Below are 15,552 nucleotides of genomic sequence, written 5' to 3' on the forward strand. Positions count from 1 at the left end.
TACTCGTTAACTTTACTAATCAAGGTTGTGGTTTGGCTACAGCTTTGATGCTTAAGATTCTTACACCGATACTTGATACTTATATTGCTATTAGAGGTTCTAATAGTGATGTTTGGCTAAATTCATATTATTAAGAACAAATTTAGCCGAGAAAGTAAAGATCATTAGAATCAATACTCATTTTTATATTCAATACGCTTAGATTTATTGATAAACTTTTTATACTGTCATTACTTATTTTATACCTATTGCCGAGGACATTGATGAAGCACTCTACTCTTGCGCTTGTAATAGCATCTGTACTATCTGGAGCTGTACTGATTGGCTGTGACAAAAACGAGGACGCCGCTGGCGCAGATGCCGCACAGCAGCAGATGCCGCCTGCGGTTGTTAACGTCCAGACTGTCACGCTCGATACTGTACCCCAAGTACAGACTTTTTCTGGACGTACCACGGCTTATCAGACTGCCGACGTCCGCCCACAAGTTAATGGCGTTATTGACGAAGTATTGTTCCGTGAAGGCGGCAACGTCAAAAAAGGCCAGCCACTTTATCGTATCAATACTGATAACTACGCTTCTTCTGTCACCAGTGGTCAAGCAGCAGTGCAACAAGCACAAGCAAATTACCAGACAGCACAAGCAAATAATGCCAATGCAAAAGCCGAGCTAGCCAGCCGTCAAGCATCATTAGCACAAGCGCAAAATGATTTACAGCGCTTACAAGGCTTGGTCAGCATCGACGCCATCTCAAAGCAGCAGTATGAGCAAGCACAAACACAAGTACGTACTGCACAAGCAGCGGTACAAAGTGCGGCCGCCGCTGTTGGACAGACACAAGCAGGCATCGAAAGTGCAAAAGCAGGCATTCAAACTGCTCAAGCGGGTTTAGATGCTAGTAACCTAGATCTTAACCGTACCATCGTACGTGCCCCGCTGTCAGGTCGTACTGACCGCTCTAGTGTCACCGCTGGTACTTTGGTCAGCGCAGGTCAGGCTGATCCGCTGGTGACTATCTCACGCTTGGATCCTATCTATGTTGATATCAGTCAATCATCCTCTGAGCTATTAAAACTGCGTCAGCAAATCGCTGAAGGCAAAGCACAAGCAGGAATGAATTCGGTTGAGTTGGTATTAGAAGATGGCTCAGTCTACCCAGCACGCGGCAAGCTTGCTTTATCTGAAGCAAAGGTTGATGAATCAACAGGCGCTGTGACCTTGCGTGCTATTTTCCCCAACAGCAATAATATCTTGCTGCCTGGTATGTATGTAACGGCGCGTTTGACACAGAGCGTGATTACCAATGCTGCATTGGTACCGCAAAGCGCCGTAATGCGTACACCGAAAAGTGAGACGCAAGTTTACATCGTTGATGAAAATAATAAAATCCAAGTACGTCCTGTCACTATTAATGGCACTTATAAAGGCCAGTGGGTTGTCACTGACGGCTTACAAGCAGGGGACAAGATAGTTGTTATCGGCGGCTCAAAAGTTAAGCCTGAACAAGAGGTGGTCGTTAAGCCATTAGAGAATCCAAACCCAGCACCAGCTAAAGAAGGTGCCCCTAATGCCCAGACGCCGCCGCAAGCTGCTAAAGCGATGGATAAGCCAGCTAGCAAAGATGCCACTGCTCAGAAACCAGCAGAGTCTACCGCTAACTAATTCCATTCAAAGATAGGAAGACTAGGAATATACTATGTCACGTTTTTTTATTAATCGCCCTATTTTTGCATGGGTTATGGCTATTTTAGTCATGCTCATCGGGGTGATATCGGTCATTAACTTACCGATTGAGCAGTATCCACGTATTGCACCACCGACGATTTCAGTCAGCGCAAGCTATCCTGGTGCTAATGCTCAGACGGTTGAAGATTCAGTCGTTCAGATTATTGAGCAACGCATGAAGGGTCTTGATGGTCTGATGTATATGTCGTCATCGAGCTCCTCGAATGGTGCTGCATCCATTACGCTCACTTTCGAGAATGGTACAGATTCTGATACTGCACAGGTACAGGTACAGAACAAACTCCAAGCCGCCATGAGCTCACTACCCGAGTCGGTACAGCGTCAAGGCGTCAACGTTAATAAATCCTCTAGCAGCTTTTTGATGGTGCAAGGTTTTATTTCTGAAGATGGCAGTATGGATCGTGCGGATATCGCCGATTATGTCAACTCAAACGTTGTTGACCAGTTAAGCCGTGTGGAAGGTGTTGGTGAAGTACAAGTTTTCGGTTCTGCTTATGCCATGCGCATTTGGTTAGATCCGGCGCGCTTACGTAGCTATAACATGGTACCAGCGGATGTGGTTGAGGCAGTACGTGCACAAAACGCCCAAGTATCTGCCGGTCAGCTAGGTCAAGCACCTGCTGATACCAGTCAACAGGTTATCAATGCGACTGTCACGGTTCAAAGCTATCTACAAACGCCTGATGAATTTAAAAACATTCTATTAAAAACCGATACTGCTGGCGCAAAAGTGCGTTTAGGTGATGTGGCAGAGGTTGAGATTGGTAGTGCAGACTACGGCGTAGTGTCGCTATACAATGGTAAAGAAGCAGCTGGTCTTGGTATTTCATTGGCGGGTGGTGCAAACGCACTGGAAACTCGTGAAGCCGTTGGGGCTCGTATGGCAGAGCTGGAAGCAAACTTCCCAGCAGGTCTAACATCCGTTATCCCTTATGACACCACACCATTTGTGCGCTTGTCTATCGAACAAGTAGTTATGACACTGCTTGAGGCAATTGTTCTCGTATTTATCGTCATGTTCGTTTTCTTACAGAACTGGCGTGCGACTATCATTCCTACTCTTGCCGTACCTGTCGTACTACTTGGCACCTTCGCTGTACTTTACATCGCTGGTTTTAGTATTAACGTCTTGACCATGTTTGCCATGGTACTATCCATCGGTCTGTTGGTCGATGATGCGATCGTCGTCGTCGAAAACGTCGAGCGTATCTTGGAAGAAGATCCTGATATCTCTATTAAGGATGCTACCGTACAATCGATGGGCGAGATTAGTAAAATCGTTATCGGTATTGCGCTGATTCTATCCGCCGTATTCGTACCGATGGCATTCTTCGGTGGCTCAACAGGTGTGATTTATCGTCAGTTCTCTATCACCTTGATTACCAGTATGGTGCTATCGGCCTTAGTAGCGCTTATCTTTACCCCTGCCCTTTGTGTGACCTTACTCAAGCGTAGCAAGAGCCATGATAAAGGCAATACAGAAGAGCAAAAAGGCTTCTTTGGTTGGTTTAACCGCTCGTTTTATAAAGTCAGTCGTAGTTACGAGAATTTAGTTGGCAAAAGTTTCCGCTTGAAGTGGCTATACTTAATTCTTTATGCTGCCATTATCGGTATTATGGCAGTGGTATTCTTACGTATTCCCGGCTCGTTCTTACCAGAAGAAGATCAAGGTATTATGTTTACCTTGGTTCAGTTACCTGCTGGCGCGACGCTTGATGAAACGCAAGAAGTGCTCGATAAAGTCAGTGATTATTACAGTACCCAAGAAGGCGATAATATCGCTTCAGTCTTTACGATCGCAGGCTTTAGTTTTGCAGGACAAGGGCAGAATATGGGACTGGCCTTTGTGCGTTTATCGGATTGGGCTGATCGTCCCGGTGAAGAAAACACTGCACAGGCTGTCGCTGATCGCGCCATGGGTTACTTCTTTACCCAACTAAATGAAGCACAAGTATTTGCGATTGTACCGCCAGCCATTACCGAACTTGGTAACGCCAGTGGTTTTGACTTAATGATTCAAGACACCGGTAACCTTGGACATGAGGGTCTACTCGAAGCACGTAATATGCTGCTTGGTATGGCTGCGCAAAACGACAAAGTCGCAGGCGTTCGTCCAAATGGTCAAGAAGATGCACCGCAGTTAAAAGTAAATATTAATCAAGAGCAAGCTGCTGCTTATGGCTTGTCACTTGCTAGCATTAATAGCGTTATTTCTACCGCTTGGGGCTCAAGTTATATTAATGACTTCGTCGATCGCGGGCGTATTAAACGCGTCTTTGTTCAAGGTGAACCAAGCAGCCGTACTAATCCTGAAGATATTGCTAAATGGTATGTACGCAACGATGTAGGTGAAATGATTTCATTTGATGCGTTCTCTAGCAGCGAATGGCAATCTGGCTCACCGCGTCTGACCCGTTATAACAGCTTACCATCGATGAATATTCAAGGTAGTGCTGCACCCGGTCTAAGTACGGGTGAGGCGATGAGTTCGATGGAAGCAATGATGGAGAATCTGCCTGAAGGTGTGGGCTATGAGTGGACGGGTATGTCACTTGAAGAGCAAAAGTCAGGTGCACAAGCGCCGATGCTATACGCGCTTTCAATCTTGGTGGTATTCTTATGCCTAGCAGCCTTGTATGAAAGCTGGTCCATCCCCTTCTCTGTGCTATTGGTCATTCCACTTGGGGTATTAGGTGCAGTCATCTTTACTTGGCTACGTGGTTTTAATAACGATATTTATTTGCAGGTAGGTCTACTCACAGTCGTTGGTCTATCCGCTAAAAATGCTATCTTAATCATTGAGTTTGCAAAAGAGCACCAAGAGGAAGGCTATAGTCTGAGAGAAGCCGTTATGACAGCAGCGCGTCAACGTTTGCGCCCGATTATCATGACCTCGCTTGCCTTTGGACTGGGTGTTGTGCCATTATTTATCGCCACAGGTCCTGGTTCAGGCAGTCAAAATGCCATCGGTACCAGTGTACTAGGTGGCGTCGTGACCGCGACATTGTTAGGTATCTTCTTTATTCCCATGTTTTATATTTGGGTACGTAGTATGTTCCCGTACAAATACGAGAATAATAAACCAAACGATAAAGATGATGGTCATGGTACGCCTGACCCGCAAAACCCAACGCCTTCTGAGAATTATCAGCCTGCAAGCTTTGGAGACAATACACAATGAGTGTTCAGAAAACATATAACACCAACTCAGCAGCGGTAGCAAACATTGCTATCACTGCGCAACCAGCGGGCTCCCATATGCGCAGAAATGCTGGTCGCCTAATCGGCTTGACCGTTTTAGCGATGAGCATGGCTGCTTGTAACACGATTCCAAAAGCAGATATGCGCCCTGTGCTTGCTGAGCCAAATATCCCTATCGAACAAACCTATGGGGCATTCGATAAAGAAACGGTTAGTAGCGCTGATCAAGCAAGTATTGCGGGTCAACGCTGGCAGAATTTTTATAGTGACGAGCGTTTAAAGGGCTTGATTGCTTTAGGGTTAGAGAACAACAAAGATTTTGAAAGTGCTCGTTTAGCAATCGAGAAAGCACGCGCACAGTATCAAATTACCGATCTTAATGATCTACCAGTGATTAATGGTAATGGTGGATACACGCGTCAAGCACAAAATAGAACCGACAAAAACCCCAATAGTAGCTATAACGTCAACCTAGGCTTGGCTAATTACGAGTTGGACTTTTGGGGCAAAATTGCTAGCTTAAAAGATCAAGCGCTACAGAATTTCTTAGCCACTACAGCGGCCAAAGATTCGACCCAAATCAGCTTGATCAGTAACATCGCTCAGAGCTATGCCAACTTGAGCTATAGCTTGGCGCAGTTAAAGTTGGCAGAAGCCACAGTTGAGAGTCGTGAAAAGTCCTTGTTTATCGCTGATAAACGCTTTGAAGCAGGCATTGATCCGAAGCTGCCATCTTTGCAAGCCAGTGCGTCATTAGAAAATGCCAAACTTGCTGTCCTACGGGCACAAAGCAGCATTTTAAAATCACGTAACGCCTTGCAGTTCTTGGTGGGTGGACCGATTCCAACCAATCTAATTCCAACACCAGCAGTCAGCAACATCACTAGCCAGCAGATATTTAGTGCAGGCTTACCAAGTGAGTTGCTACGTTATCGCCCAGATGTACTGCAAGCAGAATACAACCTAAAAGCCGCTGGTGCCAATATCGAAGTGGCACGCGCGTCTTATTTCCCGTCTATCAGCTTAGCCAGTAGCATTGGGGTTAGTAGCGGCAGTTTAGATGACTTATTCAAAAGCGGCGCTGTCGGTTGGTCGTTTGGCCCAAGCATTAGCGTGCCTATCTTTGACGCTGGTCGCTTAGACGCCAATTACGATGTGGCTAAAATTGAGCGTGAACAAACGCTCGCAGGCTACGAGAAATCTATCCAAACTGCGTTCCGTGAAGTGTCAGATGTACTCGCGACACGAGCCACATTGGGTGAGCAGCTCGAAGCACAATACCGTCTACAAGATAACTTTGAACAAACATTCCAGATAGCAGATGCACGCTTTAAAGCAGGTATTGCCAACTATCTAGATGTGCTAGATGCACAGCGTTCATTGTTCTCAACGCAACAAGGTATTTTGGATTTAGAGCTACAAAAAATTGTGAGCCAAGTCGAGCTATACCAAGTGCTGGGTGGCGGTGCCAATCTGGATGTACCAACGGCGATTCCTGTACCGCATAAAAACTTAGTGCAACTAGTGAATCTATCGGCCAATAGCAATAAAGCAAAAGCGGCGAATGCTATCGATGCGGCTAGCTCAGCGCGAGTTGCTTCTGCACAAGAAGCGAACGCCATTAAACAAGCGCAACCATCGGAAACGGCTACATTTGAGCCGACCGCTGTCGTTGATGTCAATAACGATGGTAAAAAAGATGCTGCCGTGGGAGTCGTTACCAAACAGACGACGTATAACGAAACCAGCGTTGAGCAAGTACCGGTCACGCAGATCGTTGAGCCTTAAGCACTCATAAATAGTGTGAGGTGATTTCCTTCACATTGATAGTCGATAAGTACAAAAAGCCCTACCGACTTGGTAGGGCTTTTTGCTTTTGTAAGGCGCTTTTAGTTATAGTAGAGAAATTAGCTTACACATACTTTTATCCACTTATTAATGTCCGTTCTATAAAAAAATATGCTTCAAAACAGCTTATTTAATCAAGCTGATAAATAACAATGACTAAAATCTAATGAGGACAAATCATGACTTATACCTTTAACCGTCAATTCCCTGAAACTCGTCTACGTCGACTACGCTACAACGATAACGTACGCGCGATGATTCGTGAAGTTGAGCTGCATCCTAAGCACTTTATCGCTCCTGTCTTTGTACTAGAAGGCAAAAATAAGCGCGAAGCAATCGCTAGTATGCCAGGCGTCGAGCGCTTATCGATTGACCTGCTGATCAACTATGCCAAAGAATTATTAAGCGAGGGCGTCACTACCATCGACATCTTCCCTGTTATTGATAATTCCTTAAAAACACCCGACGGTAAATCAGCTTATGACGAAAACGCCCTTACTGCTCGTACCGTAAAAGCGATCAAAGATGCTGTGCCTGAAATGGTGGTAATGACCGATGTGGCGTTAGATCCTTATACCTCGCACGGTCAAGACGGTCTGCTCGATGACAGCGGCTATGTGGTCAATGATGAAACGGTCGAAGTCTTGGTCAAGCAAGCGCTTGTACATGCCCGCGCAGGCGCTGATATCATCTCGCCAAGTGATATGATGGATGGGCGTATCAAAGCTATGCGTGATGCCTTTGAAGCTGAAGGCTTTGTCAACACCGCTATCATGGCCTACTCTGCCAAATATGCTTCTGCTTACTACGGTCCGTTCCGTGATGCCGTTGGCAGTGCCGGCAACTTAAAAGGCGGTCATAAAAAGCAGTATCAGATGGACTTTGGCAACCGCGCCGAAGCACTGCACGAAGTTGCCATGGATATCAATGAAGGCGCTGATATGGTGATGATTAAACCGGGTCAGCCGTATTTAGACCTTATCCGCGAAGTCAAAAATACCTTTGGCGTACCGACCTTTGCTTATCAAGTGTCTGGCGAATATGCCATGCACATGGCTGCGATTCAAAATGGTTGGCTAACCGACGCGGTGATTTTAGAATCGTTGATTGGTTTCCGCCGTGCAGGCGCTGATGGCATTTTGACGTATTTTGCGCTAGAAGCCGCTCGTCAGTTGAATAATGCCTAATATAAATTAAGCAGCTTTTTATTTATACCATCAATCTATCGCGCCAACTGTGATTAATCAGCTGGCGCGATTTTTATTACCTTATTTTAATACCTCAATAGAACTTATAAACGTGTACGCTCGTGTGGCTCATTAAAATCAAGCACTGGACCAACAGGAATGATACGCGTGGGATTGATATTGGCATGGCTAGTATAATAATGCTGCTTAATATGCTCGATGCTTACCGTCTCTGCAATACCTGGCACTTGATATAAATCACGCAGATAACCCCAAAGATTGGGATAATCAACAATGCGGCGAGTATTACATTTAAAGTGTCCGACATATACCGCATCAAAACGCACCAGCGTAGTAAATAAGCGCCAATCCGCCTCAGTTATCGTATTACCCAGCAAATAACGCTGGTCTGTCAAACGTGCCTCTAGTGTCTCTAATGCATCGAATAGCTCCGTCACCGCTTCTTCGTAAGCCTCTTGTGTGGTTGAAAATCCTGCTTTATAAACGCCATTATTGACCGTAGAATAAACGAGCTCATTAACTGCATTAATTTCTGCTAATAACTCGGTTGGTAAAAAATTACCTGCTAGCGCCCCAACCTCATCAAAAGCTGAGTTAAACATACGAATGATCTCAGAGGACTCATTACTGACGATGGTATTGGTTTTTTTGTCCCATAATACTGGCACCGTCACCCGTCCTGTATAGTCAGGCTTTGCCGCCGTATAAATCTCATATAAGTAATTCGCATTTACAATAGGATCAGCAATCACGCCCTCGCCCTCTACAAACGTCCAACCCTTATCGCCCATAAATGGATGCACCACTGACAGCGAAATCAGGTCTTGCAAACCCTTTAGCTGACGGTAAATAATGGTACGATGTGCCCAAGGACATGCAAGCGAGAGATATAAATGATAGCGATCAGCTTCGGCTTTAAAACCGCCAACACCTGATGGGCCTGCGCTGCCATCGACCGTGACCCAATTTCTAAAACCGGCATCTTCTCGCTCAAAGCGTCCACCGCTCGCCTCTGTGTCATACCATTTGTCTTGCCATTGACCATCAACCAATAGACCCATATCACTCTCCTCAACATTCTATTTTGATATAATTTTTGTGAACTATGAGTACTGTGAAACTATTATCACAATCCTCACTTTATTTTGAGAATGATGATACCAGTTATATATCACCTAGCTATCAAGGTTTGTAGTTCTACTGACAATAAAAAATAAACCAATTTCAATCACTATTTAATATAACTACATAAAAAAATATTAAAAGTCACTTAATATAAAGTGTGATAATCATTATTATGCTAATAAAAAAATTTATTAGAAATAAAGCTTGCAAAGTCTCAAAAACTTGATAGAATACTCAACCTAAATAGGCGTATAGCTCAGTTGGTTAGAGCGCTACCTTGACATGGTAGAGGTCAGCAGTTCGAGTCTGCTTATGCCTACCAAATATTTAGAAAGCCCCAATCTTACGATTGGGGCTTTTTTTGTTGGTAAAATATAGGCTGTAGAGGAAAAGAAAACTATACGTCGATTCAAATCTCCTCTTTTCTCACTTTCAGTAAACGTCATCAAAAAGTGTGTGTGCCCAAATTGTGCCTAAGTTGCGCCTGCTCTCTATTTCACCTTTCTTTCAGAGTAGCATTTTCGACCTCTACCCTAGATTATCTAAAACCACTTTAAAATCAATTTACTTCTCTTTATCTAGCGGCTCGTTAGGTACATAAGTAAATAAATCACCTACCTCAATATCTAGTGCCTCACAAATTTTATCCATAGTGTCAAAATCTATTCTTGAAGTCTGTTCGTTATATATCTTGTGCACTGTTGACTTGCTAATTCCTGTCATTCTTATTAGATCTGCAACCTTCATACGTCGTTCAGCTAGTAGCACTGGTAAATTACATAAAATCATTAATAATTCCTTAATAGACTAAAAAAGTACTTGTATCGACTAACGATAGCTAGTAAAGTACTTCTATCGAACAACAAATTACTTTTATAGAATTATTTGTTATTTTGATAAAATAACCTAGTTATTTAATTGGCTTACAAGGAATTTATTATGTCACATACCTACCTAACTACCCAAGAGCTTTCTGAGCTCATCAAATATAACCCTCGTACTATCCGTAATGAGCTCAAGGATAGCGTGCTTATCGAAGGCATTCATTATATACGCCCGTTCGGTGGTCGTAAGATTTTGTACATTTGGGAAGAGATTGAAAAAGATATGCGCACTGGCATCGCCGGTAGCATCAACGCCATGGCACTACAATAAGGAGAAATAGGATGGCTAGTATTAGAACCCGCAGAGGTAGCAATATGCTATTCGTCGATTTTTATTATATGGGTATACGCTGTCGGGAGACGACAAACCTGACGGACACGCCAGCGAATCGCAAAAAGCTTGAAAAAGTGATTGAGAAAATGGAAGCAGAAATCATCCTAGGTTTATTCAACTACGCTAAGTACTTTCCAAAAAGTGACAAAGCGGCAGAAATGGTAGCGTTGAACGATCGCAAGGAATGTATCAACACTAATACACCTTCCTTTGAGCAGTTTGCAAAATTATGGTTTTCTGAAAAAGAAATTGAATGGCGTGATACTTATAAGCGCAAAATAAAGGAGATTATTGATATGTACTTGATTGTTAAGTTTGGGACTAAGCCCATTCATCTCATAAAAAAGACAGATGTATTAGCCTTCCGTTCATCGCTCGCCAAAGTAACGTACGGAAAAGCTAACAAACATCTGTCAGCGGCACGCATCAATTCGATCATGGTACCTTTAGGTATGATACTAAAAGAAGCAGCTAAACGCTATCAGTTTGACAACCCTTACTACGATATCAATGCGCTCAAACAGCCTAAAACGGATATTCAACCATTCACACTGAATGAGGTTTGGACGTTTATTAATGGTGTGAGAGCAGACTATCGCAATTATTATCTGGTACGTTTTTTTACAGGGATGCGTACGAGTGAGATTGATGGGTTGACGTGGGAGAACATTGACTTTGATCGACGTGAGATTGTGATCAAACAAGCTTATGTTAAAGGCAAAATTGTTCCTCCTAAGACTCAAGAGTCTTACCGTGCGATTCAAATATCACCTTGGGTCTATGATGCTCTAAAAGAACAGCAAACTATTACTTATGGACGCTCTGATTATGTGTTTTGCGCACATACTGGTGAACCACTTGATTATAACAACGTGAATAAGCGTGTTTGGCACCCTACTCTTAAGATTTTAGGTCTCAAGAAGCGCAATGCTTATCAGAGCCGTCATACCGCAGCGACGTTATGGTTAGCTGCTGGCGAAAGTCCTGAGTGGATAGCCAGTCAAATGGGACACTCTACGACCAAGATGCTATTCAATACTTATAGTCGCTACGTACCGAACATGACTCGGCAGGATGGTAGTGCATTTGAAGCATTGGTCAACCGAAGTCAGATTGCTCAGGTATCTAATGACAAGGAGGCGTCAAAATGAAAATCATTGATTACGATAAACTGCATGCGACGTTTAAACCTAGTGGCTATATCAGTAATGATGCAAATAATATGGCTAACTCTCTAATTTGTGAGCTCTATATTCAGTCAGGTAGTGGTTTGGCTCGTTTCTTAAATGTGGATAGCTGCTTTGATAATCATATGGCAATGCGAGTATGGGTACAGAAGCGCTTAGATGCCAATTCTGACTATGTACTTGATGAGATGCGTGGTCAGCTACAGAGTGCGCTTTACGAGCTACTACCACACACTGGCTATGGGTACTAAGGAGAATACTATGAGTGTTAAGCTTCAGCCTAGTATGACTCAAAATGCTCGAGATCTAAGAGTTTGTGCAGACTATTGGGCATATTCAAACAATGACGGATATGATGGCTATATTGAACATGTAAATGCACTTTGTTGCCAATATGAGATCAGCTTACACGTTTTGTTTGAAACGATAGGTCAATGTTTTGCTTATTTAGATGATGTGCTATGCGAATACTGTGGCTATATTTGTCCTTTAGAGGTACCAGCAGATATTCCTTACATGCGCTCAAAACAGAGCTGGTGTTGTGAGGTATGTGAGCACGCTGCATGGCGTGAGCATAATAACCGATAAATATTTAAAGCCAAACAGTTTATGTTGTTTGGCTTTTTATTGTCTGACGACATCTGTTGTCATAAAGACTTTTATATATATTGTTTTACCAACATAGTTCGGTTAAAGTAAATTGGTATTAAACTCTACAATAATTCCAATGGACGGAACTACTATGGCAAAACCTAGCAACTCCTATACTGACAATAGTTTCGCGTCCTCTGATCTAAAGACTATTTTGCACTCTAAACGTGCCAATATTTACTACCTTTCTCATTGTAGGGTAATGCAAAAAGTGACTTAGAAATGATTACTTCCTTGGTGATTATAAACCCTAGTCTTCATCACCGCTCAGGTGACTTAGAAAATCTATCAACGCCAAGCTCTTAGCATCCTGATCTTCATCACCGCTCAGGTGACTTAGAAAAGTGATGGACTGATAAAATCTTTAAGTGGCTTCTTCATCACCGCTCAGGTGACTTAGAAATATTAACGCAAGAACACTGCGTTGACTTGATTCTTCATCACCGCTCAGGTGACTTAGAAAAGTTAAAGGGCTTTTCGTTAGGTGAGCTAGAGCTTCATCACCGCTCAGGTGACTTAGAAATTGTAAGATAGGCTCATCATCTGCGCTGCTAACTTCATCACCGCTCAGGTGACTTAGAAACATATCAATCACCCATCTAAGTAAGTTGAGCTCTTCATCACCGCTCAGGTGACTTAGAAATTACGAACATCAAGACAGGCAAAGAAATGCGGCTTCATCACCGCTCAGGTGACTTAGAAATGCTGCACCAGGGTCGCCCGAATAAGGCACAACTTCATCACCGCTCAGGTGACTTAGAAACAGCAGCAGCAGGGAAAGGATGGGCGCAAAGACTTCATCACCGCTCAGGTGACTTAGAAAGTCCATATGATATAAATATATCTCCCAAATACTTGGGAAGGTATTAGTAGTTATAGTTGTAGTGAGCTAATAGTAGCAGGGCAAATATATCAAACTAACCATTGTTTAATGACAGAGCACTATCAAAATAGTGTAACATTTGTTTATTAAAATGCTGGAAGATAAAAAGATGAGTTTGTTTCAAACCTTTATCCAGAAAATAGGCATAGTAGTCTTAGTCTTGGGTATAAGTGGTTCAGTATTAGCGGCAGACTTTAAGTCTATTCAAGCATCTGCAGAATCAGGAGATGTCAATGCTCAGCTTGAGCTTGCTGAAAGATATGAAGCGCTAGAAAAGTCAAATCGTAAAGTTGTCAACTTTGAACCTCAAGAATTATATTATGAAGGTAAAGCAGTAGATGAAAATGCTAAAGAAGCTTTGAGCTGGTACCTAAAAGCAGCTAACCAAGGTAACGCTGTCGCCCAAGCGAAGGTTGGCGGTATTTATCATGATGGTAGATATGTCAAACTAGATTATTCCAAAGCATTTGAGTGGTATCAAAAAGCGATCAAAGAGAATGTAGCCGAAGCACAGTTTGGCTTAGGGCTGATATATGCTTACGGTAATGAAGTACCTAAAGATCCAGAAAAATCACAATATTGGCTTACAAAAGCAGCAGAACAAAACTATGTTCCCGCTTTGTTTAATCTTGCATATGAGTATCATGGTCACTACGACGATCATGAAAGTCAAATAAAAGCGCTTGAGCTATTTAAAAAAATGGCTAATGGAGATGACCCAAACGATGAGTATGTTGTTCGTTCTCAGTACGCATTAGGCTCTATGTACTACGATGGTTATGGTACTGAAGAAGATTATCACAAGTCAGCATACTGGTATCAAAAAGCGGCTGAGCACGGACTTACTAGCGCGCAAACAGAGCTTGCTAGGATGTACTCTAGAGGTGAGGGTGTAGATCAAAGTCATGATGAATCTATAAAGTGGTATAAAAAAGCAGCGAATCAAGGGAGTTTGCTGGCGCAGACGGGACTAGCAATGATGTACTACGATGGTGAAGATGTCGCGCAAGATTATACTCAAGCGTTTAAATGGTTAAATAAAATAGTAGAGAGCGGTAAAGATGACTACTCTATTCAATTGATGCTTGCTTCGTTATACCTCAATGGCGATGGAGTCACTCAAAACGATGCTGAAGCGACCAAATGGTATGCTAAAGCTTGTCAAAACGGTAATCGCTACGGCTGTATTCAATATCGAGAATTAACCCAATAATAGAACAAATCCATATGAAAACAGTCACATTCTGTCTACTAGCCAGCCTAGTTTTAAGCGCTCACGCAGCGGAGATAAAAACCAACTCATCGCTCGATGATACCGATCAAGTGGTGAATCAATTTCCGGTAGAGACTGCCTTACTCAATATCTATACTAAAGAAAGCAGTAGAACCTTATCAGCTATGGTGTATGGTCATAAAGAGTCAATTGAAATCAAGGTAACACCAAAAGGAAACCTGACATTTGAAAACATACTTGTTCAAGGTGCCGAGCAACGCTTCACCTATAGGTACGATGATGAGGTCATCGAAGAATCTATCGGCATCAACTACTTCACCCTTAATCCTTTAACTTTTTACGGTTTTGATAAGCCTTCAGGCAAGTATTCATTAGCGACGCAGACAGCGGTCATTCCTAAAATGGCGAGCATTGGTGATTCAAATCAGTTTGTCACTGAACGTATCTACTTAGATAGTAGCAAAAATACACCAGTTGATTTTTACAACTTAACTTGGTCCCTATCACGTGCCAGCGCAAATACTGCATGGCTCTGTATAGATATTGATATCTATGAAAATTCGTCCGAATGCTATCAGATCGATGGCAGTGGCAATATATTGCAGAGCAAAAAACGTTTGCAGTATTGGGCAGAAAATAGCTTTGAGATCATAAACTATATGAGTGAATAATGGTGTCAAAACCACCTTCAGTACAAACCACCTGTCTTTGCCACCAAATTTATATGATTTAGACACACAGGCATTCGCGTTTATGATCAACATTTCTTTCATGTCGATAATTAATCGAGTGTGTCATGCATGTGTTCATTGAACAAAAAATAGCTTGAGCTATATGAATTAATAATGAAAATTATTATAAATTTTAAGAAGTGATTTGAAATAATCATCAAACCTTATTTTGACATCTTAGAATTACAGGTCAATCTGTATCAAGCATCTAAGCCTTACTCTTCTATTAATGGAACATTTTCGCTCTACTTTCCACTCCCAAGCTATCACCCTAAACTGCTTTTCTAGTGATCTTATCCATTCATGCACCTACAAACTCTAGCTACACTCCTAAACTACCTCAGATAAGATCACCATAGATTGTCTATAAAAGCTCAAAAGCATAGCAAGACGTCACCTGCTGTCGTGTATTTCATGATTTTTCCTCAAAGCCTCACAAATTGGCTTTCAATTGTTTGCTAATCCTCGTAAATTATTAGTAGAGGTCAATACACAGGATATAACGACCAAACCATCAACTC

The 15,552-nt window shown here is 42.6% G+C and carries 12 protein-coding genes, 1 tRNA gene, 1 pseudogene and 1 CRISPR repeat array; of the genes and pseudogenes, 12 read left to right on the top strand and 2 right to left on the bottom strand.

Features of this window, described 5'->3' with window-relative positions; genetic code table 11:
* Positions 1-263: 263 nt before the first annotated feature.
* The 4 genes from JMY05_RS07080 to hemB all read left to right on the top strand — a co-directional run bounded on the left by JMY05_RS07080 (position 264) and on the right by hemB (position 7,981).
* Positions 264-1,661: an efflux RND transporter periplasmic adaptor subunit gene (locus tag JMY05_RS07080; protein ID WP_045447023.1), complete on the top strand. Its 1,398-nt coding sequence runs from the start codon at positions 264-266 to the stop codon at positions 1,659-1,661.
* Between the two features lie 34 nt (positions 1,662-1,695).
* Positions 1,696-4,926, top strand: a complete 3,231-nt coding sequence (locus JMY05_RS07085; RefSeq protein ID WP_045447025.1) for an efflux RND transporter permease subunit — start codon at positions 1,696-1,698, stop codon at positions 4,924-4,926.
* Positions 4,923-6,734, top strand: a complete 1,812-nt coding sequence (locus JMY05_RS07090) for an efflux transporter outer membrane subunit (RefSeq protein ID WP_201614631.1) — start codon at positions 4,923-4,925, stop codon at positions 6,732-6,734. The genes JMY05_RS07085 and JMY05_RS07090 overlap by 4 nt, the downstream gene beginning before the upstream one ends.
* A gap of 239 nt (positions 6,735-6,973) precedes the next feature.
* Complete coding sequence (gene hemB / locus JMY05_RS07095; RefSeq protein WP_045447027.1) at positions 6,974-7,981, top strand: porphobilinogen synthase; 1,008 nt, start codon at positions 6,974-6,976, stop codon at positions 7,979-7,981.
* Positions 7,982-8,085: 104 nt separating this feature from the next.
* On the opposite strand, the gene JMY05_RS07100 is transcribed toward hemB, so the two are convergent.
* Positions 8,086-9,063 (bottom strand): glutathione S-transferase family protein, encoded by a 978-nt coding sequence (locus JMY05_RS07100; protein ID WP_045447029.1) that lies wholly within the window; start codon positions 9,061-9,063, stop codon positions 8,086-8,088.
* A 309-nt stretch (positions 9,064-9,372) separates the two neighbouring features.
* On the opposite strand from JMY05_RS07100, the gene JMY05_RS07105 reads away from it, so the two are divergent.
* Positions 9,373-9,449 (top strand) — tRNA-Val (locus tag JMY05_RS07105).
* A gap of 242 nt (positions 9,450-9,691) precedes the next feature.
* On the opposite strand, the gene JMY05_RS07110 is transcribed toward JMY05_RS07105, so the two are convergent.
* The gene (locus JMY05_RS07110; RefSeq protein WP_020443849.1) at positions 9,692-9,916 is read right to left on the bottom strand and encodes a helix-turn-helix domain-containing protein; all 225 of its coding nucleotides are present in this window, start codon (positions 9,914-9,916) and stop codon (positions 9,692-9,694) included.
* Positions 9,917-10,066: 150 nt separating this feature from the next.
* Between JMY05_RS07110 and JMY05_RS07115 the strand changes: the two genes are divergently transcribed.
* The 7 genes and pseudogenes from JMY05_RS07115 to JMY05_RS07140 all read left to right on the top strand — a co-directional run bounded on the left by JMY05_RS07115 (position 10,067) and on the right by JMY05_RS07140 (position 14,971).
* A complete protein-coding gene (locus JMY05_RS07115) occupies positions 10,067-10,282 on the top strand; it encodes a hypothetical protein (protein WP_045447035.1) in 216 nt (71 codons plus the stop codon).
* Between the two features lie 11 nt (positions 10,283-10,293).
* Entirely contained in the window at positions 10,294-11,496 is a 1,203-nt protein-coding gene (locus JMY05_RS07120) for a site-specific integrase (RefSeq protein WP_045447038.1), read from the top strand.
* Entirely contained in the window at positions 11,493-11,783 is a 291-nt protein-coding gene (locus JMY05_RS07125; protein ID WP_045447041.1) for a hypothetical protein, read from the top strand. Before JMY05_RS07120 ends, JMY05_RS07125 begins: the two co-directional genes overlap by 4 nt.
* Positions 11,784-11,793: 10 nt before the next feature.
* A complete protein-coding gene (locus JMY05_RS07130; RefSeq protein WP_045447044.1) occupies positions 11,794-12,120 on the top strand; it encodes a hypothetical protein in 327 nt (108 codons plus the stop codon).
* Between the two features lie 154 nt (positions 12,121-12,274).
* Positions 12,275-12,394: pseudogene (locus JMY05_RS14060) on the top strand (subtype I-F CRISPR-associated endonuclease Cas1); the annotation flags it as partial.
* Positions 12,395-12,438: 44 nt separating this feature from the next.
* Positions 12,439-13,006: a CRISPR direct-repeat array (repeat unit 28 nt; unit sequence CTTCATCACCGCTCAGGTGACTTAGAAA).
* Positions 13,007-13,145: 139 nt separating this feature from the next.
* The gene (locus tag JMY05_RS07135) at positions 13,146-14,279 is read left to right on the top strand and encodes an SEL1-like repeat protein (RefSeq protein ID WP_201614633.1); all 1,134 of its coding nucleotides are present in this window, start codon (positions 13,146-13,148) and stop codon (positions 14,277-14,279) included.
* 14 nt (positions 14,280-14,293) lie between these two features.
* Positions 14,294-14,971: a hypothetical protein gene (locus JMY05_RS07140; RefSeq protein WP_045447047.1), complete on the top strand. Its 678-nt coding sequence runs from the start codon at positions 14,294-14,296 to the stop codon at positions 14,969-14,971.
* The last annotated feature ends 581 nt before the right edge of the window (positions 14,972-15,552 follow it).

Source organism: Psychrobacter sp. JCM 18902 (genome assembly GCF_904846615.1).
GTDB lineage: Bacteria > Pseudomonadota > Gammaproteobacteria > Pseudomonadales > Moraxellaceae > Psychrobacter.